This window comes from Mesorhizobium sp. M7A.F.Ca.CA.001.08.2.1 (assembly GCF_003998455.1).
Lineage (GTDB): Bacteria > Pseudomonadota > Alphaproteobacteria > Rhizobiales > Rhizobiaceae > Mesorhizobium > Mesorhizobium ciceri.
The window spans coordinates 1-13,151 of record NZ_RZPW01000079.1; the positions used below are offsets into that span (position 1 = coordinate 1).

16 protein-coding genes and 1 pseudogene are annotated in these 13,151 nt (G+C 63.8%); 12 read left to right on the forward strand and 5 right to left on the reverse strand.

The window, feature by feature from the left end:
- From EN914_RS07420 to motA, 5 genes are all read right to left on the reverse strand, one after another.
- Positions 1-447 (reverse strand): EscU/YscU/HrcU family type III secretion system export apparatus switch protein (locus EN914_RS07420; RefSeq protein ID WP_206527187.1); only part of this gene is annotated, 447 nt, incomplete at its 3' end.
- Positions 448-456: 9 nt separating this feature from the next.
- The gene (locus EN914_RS07425) at positions 457-1,467 is read right to left on the reverse strand and encodes a flagellar motor switch protein FliG (RefSeq protein WP_013529806.1); all 1,011 of its coding nucleotides are present in this window, start codon (positions 1,465-1,467) and stop codon (positions 457-459) included.
- 43 nt (positions 1,468-1,510) lie between these two features.
- The gene (gene fliN, locus EN914_RS07430; RefSeq protein ID WP_023809994.1) at positions 1,511-1,897 is read right to left on the reverse strand and encodes a flagellar motor switch protein FliN; all 387 of its coding nucleotides are present in this window, start codon (positions 1,895-1,897) and stop codon (positions 1,511-1,513) included.
- 16 nt (positions 1,898-1,913) lie between these two features.
- Positions 1,914-2,861, reverse strand: coding sequence for a FliM/FliN family flagellar motor switch protein (locus EN914_RS07435; RefSeq protein ID WP_013529804.1), 948 nt, complete (start codon positions 2,859-2,861; stop codon positions 1,914-1,916).
- A gap of 32 nt (positions 2,862-2,893) precedes the next feature.
- Positions 2,894-3,769 carry a flagellar motor stator protein MotA gene (gene motA, locus EN914_RS07440; RefSeq protein WP_013529803.1) on the reverse strand — a complete coding sequence of 292 codons (876 nt, stop codon included), beginning with the start codon at positions 3,767-3,769 and terminating at the stop codon, positions 2,894-2,896.
- A 147-nt stretch (positions 3,770-3,916) separates the two neighbouring features.
- Between motA and EN914_RS07445 the strand changes: the two genes are divergently transcribed.
- From EN914_RS07445 to EN914_RS07500, 12 genes and pseudogenes are all read left to right on the forward strand, one after another.
- Positions 3,917-5,728 carry a DUF1217 domain-containing protein gene (locus EN914_RS07445; RefSeq protein ID WP_024502684.1) on the forward strand — a complete coding sequence of 604 codons (1,812 nt, stop codon included), beginning with the start codon at positions 3,917-3,919 and terminating at the stop codon, positions 5,726-5,728.
- Between the two features lie 7 nt (positions 5,729-5,735).
- Complete coding sequence (flgF, locus tag EN914_RS07450) at positions 5,736-6,458, forward strand: flagellar basal-body rod protein FlgF (protein ID WP_013529801.1); 723 nt, start codon at positions 5,736-5,738, stop codon at positions 6,456-6,458.
- A gap of 3 nt (positions 6,459-6,461) precedes the next feature.
- Entirely contained in the window at positions 6,462-7,865 is a 1,404-nt protein-coding gene (fliI, locus tag EN914_RS07455; protein ID WP_127389037.1) for a flagellar protein export ATPase FliI, read from the forward strand.
- Complete coding sequence (locus tag EN914_RS07460; protein WP_024502686.1) at positions 7,852-8,691, forward strand: hypothetical protein; 840 nt, start codon at positions 7,852-7,854, stop codon at positions 8,689-8,691. Before fliI ends, EN914_RS07460 begins: the two co-directional genes overlap by 14 nt.
- Before the next feature lie 80 nt (positions 8,692-8,771).
- On the forward strand, positions 8,772-9,152 hold the full coding sequence (flgB, locus tag EN914_RS07465) for a flagellar basal body rod protein FlgB (protein ID WP_013529798.1): 381 nt from the start codon (positions 8,772-8,774) through the stop codon (positions 9,150-9,152).
- A gap of 2 nt (positions 9,153-9,154) precedes the next feature.
- Positions 9,155-9,571 (forward strand): flagellar basal body rod protein FlgC, encoded by a 417-nt coding sequence (gene flgC, locus EN914_RS07470; protein ID WP_013529797.1) that lies wholly within the window; start codon positions 9,155-9,157, stop codon positions 9,569-9,571.
- Entirely contained in the window at positions 9,571-9,897 is a 327-nt protein-coding gene (locus EN914_RS07475) for a flagellar hook-basal body complex protein FliE (protein WP_013529796.1), read from the forward strand. The genes flgC and EN914_RS07475 overlap by 1 nt, the downstream gene beginning before the upstream one ends.
- Before the next feature lie 11 nt (positions 9,898-9,908).
- Positions 9,909-10,697 carry a flagellar basal-body rod protein FlgG gene (gene flgG / locus EN914_RS07480; RefSeq protein WP_013529795.1) on the forward strand — a complete coding sequence of 263 codons (789 nt, stop codon included), beginning with the start codon at positions 9,909-9,911 and terminating at the stop codon, positions 10,695-10,697.
- A 3-nt stretch (positions 10,698-10,700) separates the two neighbouring features.
- Positions 10,701-11,228 carry a flagellar basal body P-ring formation chaperone FlgA gene (flgA, locus tag EN914_RS07485; RefSeq protein WP_024502687.1) on the forward strand — a complete coding sequence of 176 codons (528 nt, stop codon included), beginning with the start codon at positions 10,701-10,703 and terminating at the stop codon, positions 11,226-11,228.
- Entirely contained in the window at positions 11,225-12,466 is a 1,242-nt protein-coding gene (locus tag EN914_RS07490; protein ID WP_013529793.1) for a flagellar basal body P-ring protein FlgI, read from the forward strand. Before flgA ends, EN914_RS07490 begins: the two co-directional genes overlap by 4 nt.
- A gap of 9 nt (positions 12,467-12,475) precedes the next feature.
- Entirely contained in the window at positions 12,476-13,057 is a 582-nt protein-coding gene (locus EN914_RS07495) for a MotE family protein (protein WP_024502688.1), read from the forward strand.
- A pseudogene (locus EN914_RS07500) lies at positions 13,054-13,151 on the forward strand (flagellar basal body L-ring protein); the annotation flags it as partial. The gene EN914_RS07495 and the pseudogene EN914_RS07500, both read left to right, overlap by 4 nt.

The window sequence follows — 13,151 nt, forward strand, 5'->3', positions numbered from 1 at the left end:
CAGGAACTCGACCCAACCCTGGATGCCGAACAGCCTGTTCCAACCCTTGGCGATCGAAATGCGCGAGAGTTGCGGCCGGACCCGCTCGCCTACGAATTGCGGCATGTTCTGGAACACCGAGGCGCCGACGCCGGCGACGGTCAGCAGCACCATCAAGCTCAGGACGGCGCGGCCGACCTCGAGCAGGACGATCTTGTAAAGCGCGATGACGTCGGTCTCGGTGTCCATTGGCCAGGCTTCCGGCTTCTCCAGGAACATCGACAGGAACATGCCGAGATCGATGATCGCATCCTTGGCGTAGAAGACGGTGAACACCAGTATGGCAACGAACGAGGCAAAGAGCGCTGTCTCCCGCGAATGGGGCAGCTTGCCCTGTTCGATGGTGTCGCGGATCTTCTTTTCCGTCGCCTCTTCGGTTTTCGAATCCTTGTCGACCGCGTCAGCCATGGCGCGGTCCTAGGCGGCGTCTTGGGTCGAGGGGAGTTCGAAGGCGCCTTCGCGCGACAGCCGGATCGTCGTCGTAACGATCGTCTTGCGGGCCGCCATGATATCGGCGAGGGGGATCCCGTCCGAGCCCTGCCCGAGCTCGGCTTCGATCATGCGCCGCGAGCGGGCGCCGATGGCCGACAGCACCGATTCTGCAAGGGCGGCCGACGTGCCACGCAAGGCCAGCGTGACCAGCTCCGTCGACAGCCCGTCGAACAGCAGCACCCGCGCTTTCTGGGTGAGCAGCGGCAGATCGTCGAAAGCAAACAGCCGGGCTCGCACGCCGTCGAGATCAGGCGTGCCGGCGGCTTCCAGATCCTGCATCACCTCCTCGAGCAGCGGCTTGTCGAGTTCGTTGAGGACGCTGGCGACACGCGCCTGCCCGGCCGAGGTGTCTTTGGTCGAGGTTTCGGCCAGCACACTGGTGCGCAACCGGTTTTCGACGATCCTGGCGGCAGCGTCGGGAACATTGGCCATCGTCACCATGCGCTTGATGATTTCTCCACGCATCGGCTTGGTCAGTGTCAGCAGCACGCTCGCCGCCACCTGCGGCGCCAGCTTCGACAACACCATGGCCGCTGTCTGCGGATGCTCACCGGCCAGGAAGGCGCCAAGCCGCGCCGGCTCGAGCTTTTCGAGCTCGGGCCAGATCGGCGGCGGGCCTTCCGGTGCGACCTCGAATTTCCTGTCGCCCATGATCGCGCTCATCTCTTCGGGCGAGAGCGATTCGTTGAGGATGGTGTCCATCCTGTCGGCGGAATCGAGCAATCCCGCCCCTTCGGTGAATTCGGCCTCGAACTCAGCGACAATGCGCTCAAGATCGCTTTGCGGAATCGTCCGCAGCAGCCGGGCGCCCTCGATCAGGGCCTTCAGTTCTTCCTGCTTGAAGAATTTCAGCAGGCGGCTGGCCGACGGCTTGCCCATCGCCACAAGTATGGCGGCCGCCTTCTGCGCGCGGGTCAAGGTCACCGGCGTCGTCATGCCACTCGCCTCCGCTGCCACCGGCAAGCCCCGCAAACCATGTCTAGGCGCCCTTCGTGCCGGCGATGATTTCGGTCAGCCTGATGCCGAAGCGCGAAGGATCGCTTTCCAGAACGGTGATCTCGCCGCGCGCGATCTTTCGGCCGTTGACCACGACGTCGACAGGTTCGCCGATGCGGCGATTGAGCGCCACGGTCGACCCTTTTTGCAGCGCCATCAGATCGGAGACCGGCATCTCGGTGCTGCCGAGGATGATCTGGACATCGACGGGGATGTTCATGATCACGCTCGAATTGGCCGATGAGGCCGCCCTGAACGCCGCATCGGGACGTTGCTCCTCTTCATGCAGGACCCCGCGCAACTCTTCGATGGCACGGTCGAGTTGCTCGTCCGGCTGGTCGAGGTCGGCTTCCGCCTTGGTTTTGGCCATGATCGTCTCCAAATGCTCAGGCGCGTCCGGCGGCAGCCGGCATCAGCCCGTCGATAAAGTCCTGCCCGGCATCGTAAGGTTGCCTGATCCGGACGGTGTAATTCTGTCCCAGTTTGCCGAACTCGCATACGAACAGCGTCTTGCCCCGTGCGCTGAGACGCGCCTGGGACTGGGCCGTTTCCTCGAATTCGATGACGTCGCCGATTTCGAAACCGGCGAGGTCGCCGAGCGTCAGCCGCGCCAGCGGCATCGTGGCCTCGAGCGCCACGGTGGAGCGCATCACCTCTTCCGAAAAGCGGGCGCGCCAGCTGGGGCCGTGATCGTCGTCGCTGACAGGCACGGCTCCGTCGCGGCTGGCCAGCACGACGCGCTGCGGCATCGTCACCGTCACGGTGCCACTGTCGGCCGGCGTCGAGATGCCAAGCACGATGCGGATTGCCGCGCCATCGCGCAGCACGTACCGCTTCGCCTCGGTGCCCGACATTGCCCGCGGCGCGGGCAGGCGCAGGTCGAGCGAACGCTTTCCCGATCCGTTGAGGGCCTGTGCGACCTGCTGGAACACCATGGTCGAAACATCGATTTCGATTTGCGACAGATCGCGTTCGATCGGCGATGCCGGCAGATCCGGGTCGCCGCCGAACAGCGTGCAGACCATGATGGCGATCGCCGGAGCATCGATCACCAGGGTCATCGCATCGGAGGACGCCGACGAGCCGATCACGGTCATCGCAAACGTGTCGCCGGCACGCGAACGCGCCTCGGGAACGCGGCTGACCTCGATCGCTTTGAGATCGACGACGACCGGAACGCCAAACTCGCTGGTCAGGGTTTTCTGCAGCAGCGGCACGGCGCGTTCGGCCATGGCGCGGCCTGCGTCGATGACCTGCGCGGCCTCGCCGCTGTCGCCGACCAGACGCTCGATGATCAGCGAGCGCGCTTCCGCTGGACTGCCCAGGCTGGTCATGACAGTGCCGGGACCGATCTGTCGCGCATCGTTCAGGCGGCCTTCTTTTCGACGGTGCCGGTATTCATCGTGCTCTGCTCGACCGCGTCGATCGTCGGCCGTTCATAGGACGAGATGGTCTTGCGGCCGAACTCGATCGCCACCTGCGGCAGCGCGCCGTTCATGTAGGCCAACAGCGTCTGCTTGACGATGATATAGAGGCGGTTCTTCTTCTCGCGCACTGTCTTGATCTTGGTGGCGACCGGTCCGACCACCGAATAGGACAGGAAGATGCCGAGGAACGTTCCGACAAGTGCGGCACCAATCAAACCGCCGAGAATTTCCGGCGACTGGTCGAGCGCGCCCATCGCCTTGACCACGCCGAGCACGGCGGCGACGATGCCGAGCGCCGGTAGGCCATCGCCCACCGCCACCATCGCGTGATAGGCCTTCATCTTGTCGGACCTGATGGTCTGGATTTCTTCGTCCATCAGCGCCTCGATCTCGTGCGAGCGGGCATTGCCGATGATGATGATGCGGCAGTAGTCGCAGATGAAATGCGTCAGATCGTGGTTATGCAGCACGGTTGGGAACGCCTGGAAAATCGCCGACTCTTCCGGATTGTCGATATGCGCCTCGACCTCGCTGCGGGATTTCGAGCGCAGCTCGCGCATCAGCGAGTGCAGCACGCCGAGCGTTTCGAGATAGTCCTGTTCCTTCGGCACCGCCTGCTTGAAAGCTTCGAGAATGCCCTTGCCGGTATCCTTGACCGTCTTCATCGGATTGGCGACGAGGAAGGTGCCAAAAGCCGCACCACAGATGATCACTGCCTCCCAGGGCTGGATCAGCACGTGAAGATGGCCGCCCATGGCCATGAAGCCGCCAAGGACGCAGCCGAGCGTTACCACCAGTCCAATCAGAATGCCCACGACAGGTCCTTCCGCATTTCACATCAGGAGCTAGGGATAGCCCCCGTGCCTTGTGTGAGGCTTGAATCGAAGGCGTCGGAGACGATTCAGTTTCGCGCAAGGAAGTAGGGGTATTGTCCCGACATAGCTTCGGCCGGAGGCACCTCTTTGCTTAATACCTTTACCAGCTACCAGCTCATCACCAGGGACATTTCAAAGTCGATCGACAGGATCGAGCAGCAGCCCGTGGTTGATCGCGACACCAAGTATTATCTGGACAACATCACCAAGGTGAAATCGATCGACGATTTCGTCAAGAATGACCGTTTGTTCAAATATGCCATGAAGGCCTACGGGCTCGAGGACATGGCTTACGCCAAGGCCTTCATGGTCAAGGCACTCAAGGAAGGCGTCTCCGATCCCAACAGCTTCGCCAACAAGCTGACCGACAAGCGTTACGCCGAATTCGTCAGGGCCTTCAATTTCGCGGCCAACGGCACCAGTACGACTGTCTACAACAAGGCGCAGCAACTGGTGACCAGCAACTATGCGCTGCAAGTCCAGATCGGCGCCTCGCAGAAGGGGCTCCCTTACTACCAGAGCGAAACCGCCTACTACGTCACCAACATCGCCAAGGTTAAATCGGTCGACGACCTGATGGGCGACAGCCGCCTGCTGACATATGCGATGGCCGCTTTCGGACTCGACGCCGCAACCGAACCTGCCGCAACCGTCAAGGCGATGCTCGAAGGTGGCGTCAGCGATCCCGACAGTCCCGCCAACAAACTGCCCGACAAGAGCTACGCCAAATTCGTCGCAGCCTTCGACTTCGCCCAGTATGGCGATCAGACGACCATGCGCGACGATGTCCAGCAGGCGGTGCCGAAAGGATACATGGCCGGAGCCGGACTGACATTGGTCGAGCCAAGCGCGCAATATATCAAGGGCGAGGCCGATTATTACGCGGCAAACATTTCCAAGGTGACGTCGATCGACAACCTCATGGCGGACAAGCGCCTGCTCACCTTCGCCATGGCTTCCTACGGACTTGATGCGTCAACCGAAACGCCGCAGCAGATCCGCACAATGCTCGAGGGCGGCGTCAGCGACCCCGACAGCCCAGCAAACAAGCTGACGGATAAACGGTACGCCAACTTCGTCACGGCCTTCAACTTTGCCCAATATGGCGATCAGACAACGTCGCGCGACGAAGTGCAGAAAGACACGCCGAAAATCTATACGACGGAGTCGGCGCTTGGCCTGATCGCGCCGAATGCGGACTACATCAAGTCGGAGACCGCGTACTACCTTGCCAACGTCACGAACGTGAAATCCATCGACGACCTGATGGCCAACAGCCGATTGTACAACTACGTGCTCTCGGCCTACGGACTGGACCCGGCGACGGAAAGCAAGGACCTCATCCGCAACGTTCTTGCCGGTGGCATTCGCGACGCCGACAGCGTCGCCAACAAGATGACGAACAAGGCCTATGCCGGGCTGGCCGCCGCCTTCAACTTCGAACAATATGGCGAAGCGGCCACCACCATCAATCCGGCGCAGCAGCCGACCGTCGACAAATACATGCGCCAGACCCTCGAAGAGGATGCCGGCCAGACCAACCAGGGCGTGCGGCTGGCGCTTTATTTCGATCGCAAGGCCCCAACCATCACCAGTTGGTATGACGTGCTGGCCGACACTGCGCTTGCCAGTGTCGTGCGCACCGTGCTCGGCCTGCCCGATTCCTTCGCCACCGCCGATGTCGACAAGCAGGCGCAGCTGTTCGAGCAGAAACTCGACATTTCGGATTTCTCCGACCCCGAGAAACTCGGCAAGTTCCTGACGCGCTTCACCAGCATGTACGAGATCAACAACCCGACTTCATCGGCCGTCACCTCGGTCAGCGTGCTGTTTGCCCAGCCACTCACCGTCGGCATCTCCACCGACCTGATGATGGCCATGCAGAAACTGAGGTTCTGAGACCATCATGCGGGACAGCCTGTACGTCGCTCTTTCATCGCAGATCGCGCTCGAGCGGCGCCTCGACACCATCGCCGACAACGTCGCCAACGCCTCCACGATCGGCTTTCGCGCCACCGGCGTGAAGTTCGAGGACGTCGTCTCTGGCACCGGGCAGAAATCGGTGTCATTCGCCTCCCCGGGCAAGACCTACCTTTCCGGCGCCCACGGTGCCTTGAGCGAGACCGGAAATCCCTTCGATTTCGCCATCCAGGGCGATGCCTGGTTCGCCATAGAGACGCCGGTCGGCACCGTCATGACCCGCGACGGCCGTTTTTCAATGAACGAGAACGGCGAACTGATGTCGATCGAAGGCCACCCGGTGCTCGATGCCGGCGGCTCGCCGATCCAGCTTGACCCCCGCAACGGTCCGCCCAAGGCCGGGGCCGATGGTTCGTTGCGCCAGAACGATCAGCTTGTCGGATCGATCGGCCTCTACAATTTCGATCCAGGCGCGAACTTCGTCCGCTATGGCAATTCCGGCATTGTTCCGGCACGCACCCCGGAGCCTGTCACCGATCGCTCCGATATCGGCGTTGCCCAAGGTTTTCTCGAAGAGTCCAATGTCAATCCGGTGCTGGAGATCACCAGGTTGATCATGGTCCAGCGCGCCTTCGAGAACACCGCCGCCCTGATGCGCCAGACCGACTCGTCCACCGACGAGGCGATCAAGACGCTCGGCTCGAAATAGTCCATGTCGCTCGACCAGCCATCCCTGCGGGCACTCGAAAGACAACTCCAGCCGGCACCGGAAGACCGGCTTGCCGCCCTGGAACGGGTCTGGCGGCGTTTCGCCGACGCCGAGGCACTGCTCAAGCGCGGCGGCCGCGTCATCGAAGTCACGCCCACGCACTACAAGGTGCACGGCCTTTCCGGCTTCGCCAGGCTGGGTGACATCGTCGAGCAGCCCGGCCATGCCGGTGCGCGCCGCGGCGAGATCGTCAAGATCGGCCGCGACGAGGCCGTCGTGGCACCCTTCGAACGCAGCGCCGATTCCGGCATCGGTGATGCCGTGTTCCGCCGCGGTCCGCTTGTGGTGGCACCGCATGCCTCATGGCGCGGCCGCACCATCGACGCACTCACCAGGGCGATCGATGGCGGCCCGCCGCTCGCCCGGGGAGACGACACATCGCGCGTCGCCCAGACGACGCCGGGCGCCATGGCGCGGCAACGCGTCGGCACTGCCTTCATGACCGGCGTCAAGGTCATCGATATCTTCACGCCGCTCTGCTTCGGCCAGCGCCTCGGCATCTTTGCCGGCTCCGGCGTCGGCAAGTCGACGCTGCTCGCCATGCTCGCCGGAGCCGACGCATTCGATACCGTCGTGGTGGCGCTCATCGGCGAACGCGGCCGGGAAGTCCGTGAATTCCTCGAGGACACGATCGGCGACAGCATGGCCAAGACCATCGCCGTCGTCGCCACCAGCGACGAAAGCGCCATGATGCGCCGGCGTGCGCCGGACACCGCCATGCGCGTCGCCGAGCATTTTCGCGACCAGGGGCATCGCGTTTTGCTGGTGCTGGATTCGATCACCCGCTTCGCTCACGCCTTGCGTGAGGTGGCGACGGGAACCGGCGAGCCGCCGGTCGCCCGCGGTTATCCGGCCTCGGTGTTCACCGAATTGCCCAAGCTGCTCGAACGCGCCGGGCCGGGTACGGAGGGCAAGGGATCCATCACCGCCATCATTTCCGTACTGGTCGACGGCGACGATCACAACGACCCGGTCGCCGATTCCGTGCGCGGCATCCTCGACGGCCATGTCGTGCTCGACCGCACGATCGCCGAACAGGGTCGCTATCCCCCCGTCAACCCGCTGTCGTCCATATCGCGGTTGGCCGGAAAGGCCTGGAGCGTCGAACAGCGCGCGCTGGTGACAAGGCTGAAGTCGATGATCTCGCGCTTCGAGGACACACGCGATATCCGCTTGCTCGGGGCCTATCAGGGCGGCGTCGATGCCGAACTCGACATCGCCGTGCGCCAGGTGCCGCTGATCTATGAAGCGCTGACGCAAGGGCCGAAGGATCGCCCCTCAGCCGACCCGTTCTCCGATCTCGCCCGCCACCTCAAGAGCAAGCTGAACGCCGATGCCGGAGACTGAACGCGAATACACCGAGCGCATCCTGCGCGACATGATCGCCGAGGCCAATGCCGCGCAGCAGGCAGAGGCTGACACGGCGAGAAATGCCAAAGCAAAGGCCGCCCGTGCCATCGCGGCCAAAGCCGAGGCCGTTCTGGCCAGAGCCGTCAAGCCAATCCTGCCACGGGCTGGCAAAGCCGATCCTGATCTGGCCAGGCCCGTCGAACCCGCTCTGTCCCGGGCTCCCCAGGCGGTGGCTGCCGAGATGACGCAGGCCAGCCGGGAATCGCTGATCGACGGCCTGTTCCCGCGCGCCGAATGGCCGCAGCCGCCAAAGGCGCCGTTTCCCCGACTGGAGAAGAAGTCCGACCGACGCAGCGATTTCGTCATTGCCGCGCTCGGCATCGCGCTCGGCCTGATCTGCGCCCTGTTCCCCTGGTATATCTTCTTCAACCAGGACCAGTTTGGCGTCCAGGCGATGAAGTTCGGCGGCACAGGCTCTAATTCCGGGCGAGCGGGCGGCGGCGTGGTCGCCGAACGCAGCGCGCCGCTGACGGCAAAGGACGTTCCCGCGGCCAATCTCGATCTTCTTGCCACGGGGACGGTGCGGGATGATGCCGATCCCGCAGCCGCATCCGACGAGCAACCGTTTCCGGCCGACGCGGCGAAATTCCGCATGGTTCATGTCGCCAACGGCCGCGCCATGATCCAGGACGACGCTGGCCTCTGGATGGTCCAGCGCGGCTCGATACTGCCGGATTCCAGCAAGGTATCCTCCATCGAGCAGCGCAACGGCAAATGGGTCATGGTCACCAGTGCCGACCAGGTGATCGAACTGTCCCGATAAACGATCTCCGGCTTCCGGCCATCCGCAAGGCCCGCGCAAGACTGGCGGCCTAGTCTCTGGGTACCTGCTCGGAGATTCCCATGGAGCCCGTTTCCCTTTTCGACCTCGCCGCCAAGCAAGCGCAATGGCTGGCCGTGCGCCAGTCGGCCGTGGCCGGCAACATCGCCAATGCCAACACGCCGGGCTATACGGCAAACGACGTCGAGCCATTCGAAAAGGTGCTCGACCGCGCCGCCGTATCGCTGCAGGCCACCCAGGCCGGCCATCTCGGCAATGCAGCGACCAATGCCGGCTTCACCATTAAGCCGCAGGAAGATGACGGCGTTGTCATGCCGTCCAAGAACTCGGTCGTGCTGGAGGACCAGTTGCTGAAGGCCGGCGAGGTGCGCCGGTCCTTCGAGCTCAACACGGCGATCGTCAAGGCGTTCCATTCGATGATGATGATGGCGGTGAAGAGCTGACCATGGACGCGCTGACCGCAGCCCTCAAAGTCGCAGCATCCGGCCTCGGCGCCCAGTCGGAGCGCCTGCGCGTGGTTTCCGAAAACCTCGCCAACGCCCAGTCGACGGGCACCGCGCCCGGCTCCGACCCTTATCGCCGCAAGACCATCAGCTTCGTCTCCGAGCTCGACCGGGCCTCCGGCAGTTCAACGGTTGCAGTGAACTCGATCGATCGAGATCCCAGTGACTTTCCAGTCGAGTTCCAGCCCGGCAACGAGGCCGCCGACGAGAAGGGCTACGTCAAGATGCCCAACGTCAACGTGCTGATCGAAATGGCCGACATGACCGAGGCCAATCGCTCCTACGAGGCCAACCTTCAGGTGGTCAAGCAGGCCCGCGACCTGATTTCCATGACCATCGACCTGATGAGGAACCAATAATGATCAGCGGTATCGGAGCCCTTCAGTTCAAGCCGTCGATCGGCGGCGATGACGCGGCGACAAGCCTGCTCCAGGGCGGCGCGACACCGTCGGCCGGTGGCAATGTCGGCACCTCCTTTGCCGAGGCGCTGAGCCAGGCAGCCTCCAAGACCGTCGACACGATGCAGAATGCCGAGCAGGTATCGATGCAGGCGCTCAAGGGCGATGCCGACACCCGCCAGGTGGTCGACGCCGTGATGAGCGCGCAGCAGGCGCTTCAGACCGCCGTCGCGATACGCGACAAGGTGGTCTCCGCCTATCTCGAAGTCAGTCGAATGGGCATCTGAGGAATTCCGCCATGAAAGCACTCGCCATCGCCGCCACCGGCATGAATGCCCAGCAGACAAATCTGGAAGTCATCGCCAACAACATCGCCAACATCAACACCACCGGCTACAAGCGCGCCCGTGCCGAATTCTCCGACCTGCTCTATCAGGTCGACCGCACGCAAGGCGTGCCCAACCGCTCCAACGCCTCGCTGGTGCCGGAGGGCGTCTCGATCGGCCTCGGCGTCAAGACGACGGCGGTGCGCAACGTGCACACCCAGGGCGAACTGACCAGCACCGGCAACAGTTTCGACCTGGCGCTGACCGGCAGGGGCTGGTTCCAGATCGAGGGTGCCGACGGCGGCACGCTCTACAGCCGCGCCGGCGCTCTCAACACCAACGCCACCGGCCAGTTGGTGACGGTCGACGGCGCTGCGGTCATTCCGGCAATCAATGTTCCCGTTGATGCCGTCGAGGTCATCGTCAACAAGACCGGCCAGGTCTTCGCCCGCATCGACGGCCAGACCGACCTGCAGAACCTCGGTCAGCTTCAGATCGCCAATTTCGCCAACGAGGCCGGCCTGGCGCCGCTCGGCGACAATCTGTTCCAGGAAACCACGGCTTCGGGGCCCGCGAATGTCGGCGTGCCTGGCGATCCCGGTTTTGCCACCATCCAGCAGGGCTATCTCGAAGCCTCCAACGTCGACCCGGTCAAGGAAATCACCGAGCTGATCTCGGCGCAGCGCGCCTATGAGATGAACTCCAAGGTCATCCAGGCCGCCGACGACATGGCCTCCGTGGTCTCCAAGAACATCAGGTAACGCATGATGTCGACGCCCGGCCTGCTGTCTGCATTCCGCCGCACCGCGCTCGTCCTTGCGCTGGTGACCGGCACGATGCCGGCTTTTGCCCAGGAATCGGCCAACCAGTCGGCCACCCGGATCGCCAGCAATCAAGCTGGCGGCGAGGTGGTGCTTATTCCGAGCCGGGTTATCTATCCCGGCGAGACCATCAACCTGGCTGCCCTGAAACAGGTCACCCTTATCGTCGGCAAGCACAAGCCGGAGGCGGTCGCCACACGGGCCGAGGAACTGGATGGCAAGGTCGCCAAGCGCACCTTGCTGCCCGGCCGCTACATTCCCTCCGCCGCCATCCGCGAGGCCTGGCTGGTCGAACAGGGTGCCTCCGTGCAGATCTTCTTCATCGCCGGCGGCCTGACGATCTCGGCGACCGCCGTGACGCTGCAGCCAGGAGCCGCGGGCGACCTCGTCAAGGTTCGCAACATCGACAGCGGCGAAATCCTGTCCGGCACGGTGATGGCGGATGGAACCATCCAGGTCAGCGCTTCATGATGCGCGGGCTTACCTTGATCCTGGCAGCCGTGCTTGGCCTGCAGCCGGCGCTGGCCGACGGCCTGACGCCGAAGGCCAAGCGCGAGCTCGCCGCCAAGAATGGCGGCGTCTACAACGATCCCGAATATGATCCGGCCACCACCAGCCGCATGTTCCGGGTCTCGACCGGGCCGAGTTCGCTGCCGCCGGGCCAGGTCGCCTCGCGTATCAAGGACATCGCCCAGCTGCAGAGTTCGCGCGACAATCAGCTCGTCGGCTACGGCCTGGTCATCGGCCTTGCCGGATCGGGCGACAGCCTGCGCAACTCGCCATTCACCGAACAGTCGATCCGCGCGATGCTCGAAAACCTCGGCATCGCCACCGAAGGCGGCAGCGCGCGCGCCAAGAATGTCGCCGCCGTCATCGTCACCGCCAACATGCCGCCCTACGTGCAGTCGGGCGCCCGCATCGACATCGACGTCTCCTCGATGGGCGACGCGACCTCGCTTTCCGGCGGCACGCTGATCATGACGCCGCTGAAGGCGGCGGACGGCGAAATCTATGCCGTCGGCCAGGGCTCGGTCATCGTGTCCGGCTTTACCGCGCAAGGACAGGCCGAGCAGCTGACGCAAGGCGTGCCGACCGCCGGCCGCGTGCCCAACGGCGCCATCGTCGAGCGTGCCGTCCAAGCCGAATTCGACGATCAGGCGATCCTGACGCTGCAGCTGCGCAATCCCGATTTCTCGACCGCTATCCGCATCGCGGACGCCATCAACGACTACACCGGCCAGCGCTTCGGCATGCGGGTGGCGGCCGAGCGCGATTCGCGCACCGTCCAGATCAGAAGGCCGAAGGGTGTCTCGGCGGCGCGCTTCTATGCCGAAATCGAGAATTTGGTGGTCGAATCCGACACGCCGGCCCGTGTCGTGATCGACGAGCGCACCGGCACCATCGTCATCGGCAATGACGTCAAGATCTCAAGGGTCGCCATCAGCCACGGCACGCTCACCGTGCGCATCACCGAAGCGCCGCGCGTCGTGCAGCCCGAACCCTTCTCCAAGGGCGAGACCGCGATCGAACCGTTCACCGCCATCGACGCCAGCCGGCCCGACGCCCGCGTTGCCGTGCTTGACGGGCCCGATCTCCAGACCCTCGTTTCCGGCCTCAACCGCCTCGGCGTCAAGCCGGACGGCATCATCGCCATTCTGCAGGGCATCAAGTCGGCCGGGGCCCTGCAGGCCGACCTGGTTCTGCAATAGGCGATGCCGATGAAGCGCTCCTTCCCACGCCACGACAGACACCACAAAGCCGCGATCCTGCTTGCGACCGCTTTTCTCGCGGCTCTGCCCTTTGCCGGCGGCACCGCGCGCGGCGAGGAGACGGTCCGCCAGGTCCTGCCGGGAGCACAGGTGGCGGCGGCGCCGCAGCAATTGACACGGGAAAAGGCGCCGGACCAAAGCGAGATCGAGCGCTTCTGCTCAAACATCGCCGATGCCGCCCGCGACCGCCGCTATGTCCTGCAGGCGCAGGAACTGAAGCAGCTCCAGGCTGGCATTGACGAGCGCATGAAAGCTCTTGATGCAAAGAAAGCTGAATACGAGACCTGGCTGAAGCGGCGCGAGGTTTTCCTGGCCCGGGCCGAGGACGGCGTCGTCCAGATCTACGCCGGTATGAAACCCGACGCCGCCGCCGAGCGGCTGGCCATCGTCAACGCCGACCTGGCTGCGGCTATATTGATGAAGCTCGATTCACGCAAGGCGAGCGTCATCCTCAACGAAATGGACCAGAAGGCGGCGGCAACGCTCACCGGCATTATGGCCAGCGCAGCCCGAAGGGTAGATCCGTCATGATCCGGAAGATGCTTGTCCTGTGCGCGGTTACCATGCTGTCCGGTTGCGGAACCAACCTCAAGGAGGTCGGCAGAGAGCCGGCCCTGTCCCCGGT

What these genes read in the sequence shown, in the direction of transcription:
- EN914_RS07460 (WP_024502686.1), top strand. Translation starts at nt 7,852, where the DNA reads ATGCCGGAGACTGAACGCGAATACACCGAGCGCATCCTGCGCGACATG.
- flgG (WP_013529795.1), top strand. Translation starts at nt 9,909, where the DNA reads ATGAAAGCACTCGCCATCGCCGCCACCGGCATGAATGCCCAGCAGACA.
- fliI (WP_127389037.1), top strand. Translation starts at nt 6,462, where the DNA reads ATGTCGCTCGACCAGCCATCCCTGCGGGCACTCGAAAGACAACTCCAG.
- EN914_RS07475 (WP_013529796.1), top strand. Translation starts at nt 9,571, where the DNA reads ATGATCAGCGGTATCGGAGCCCTTCAGTTCAAGCCGTCGATCGGCGGC.
- EN914_RS07435 (WP_013529804.1), bottom strand. Translation starts at nt 2,861, where the DNA reads ATGACCAGCCTGGGCAGTCCAGCGGAAGCGCGCTCGCTGATCATCGAG.
- fliN (WP_023809994.1), bottom strand. Translation starts at nt 1,897, where the DNA reads ATGGCCAAAACCAAGGCGGAAGCCGACCTCGACCAGCCGGACGAGCAA.
- flgC (WP_013529797.1), top strand. Translation starts at nt 9,155, where the DNA reads ATGGACGCGCTGACCGCAGCCCTCAAAGTCGCAGCATCCGGCCTCGGC.
- flgB (WP_013529798.1), top strand. Translation starts at nt 8,772, where the DNA reads ATGGAGCCCGTTTCCCTTTTCGACCTCGCCGCCAAGCAAGCGCAATGG.
- EN914_RS07425 (WP_013529806.1), bottom strand. Translation starts at nt 1,467, where the DNA reads ATGACGACGCCGGTGACCTTGACCCGCGCGCAGAAGGCGGCCGCCATA.
- flgF (WP_013529801.1), top strand. Translation starts at nt 5,736, where the DNA reads ATGCGGGACAGCCTGTACGTCGCTCTTTCATCGCAGATCGCGCTCGAG.
- EN914_RS07490 (WP_013529793.1), top strand. Translation starts at nt 11,225, where the DNA reads ATGATGCGCGGGCTTACCTTGATCCTGGCAGCCGTGCTTGGCCTGCAG.
- flgA (WP_024502687.1), top strand. Translation starts at nt 10,701, where the DNA reads ATGATGTCGACGCCCGGCCTGCTGTCTGCATTCCGCCGCACCGCGCTC.
- EN914_RS07495 (WP_024502688.1), top strand. Translation starts at nt 12,476, where the DNA reads ATGAAGCGCTCCTTCCCACGCCACGACAGACACCACAAAGCCGCGATC.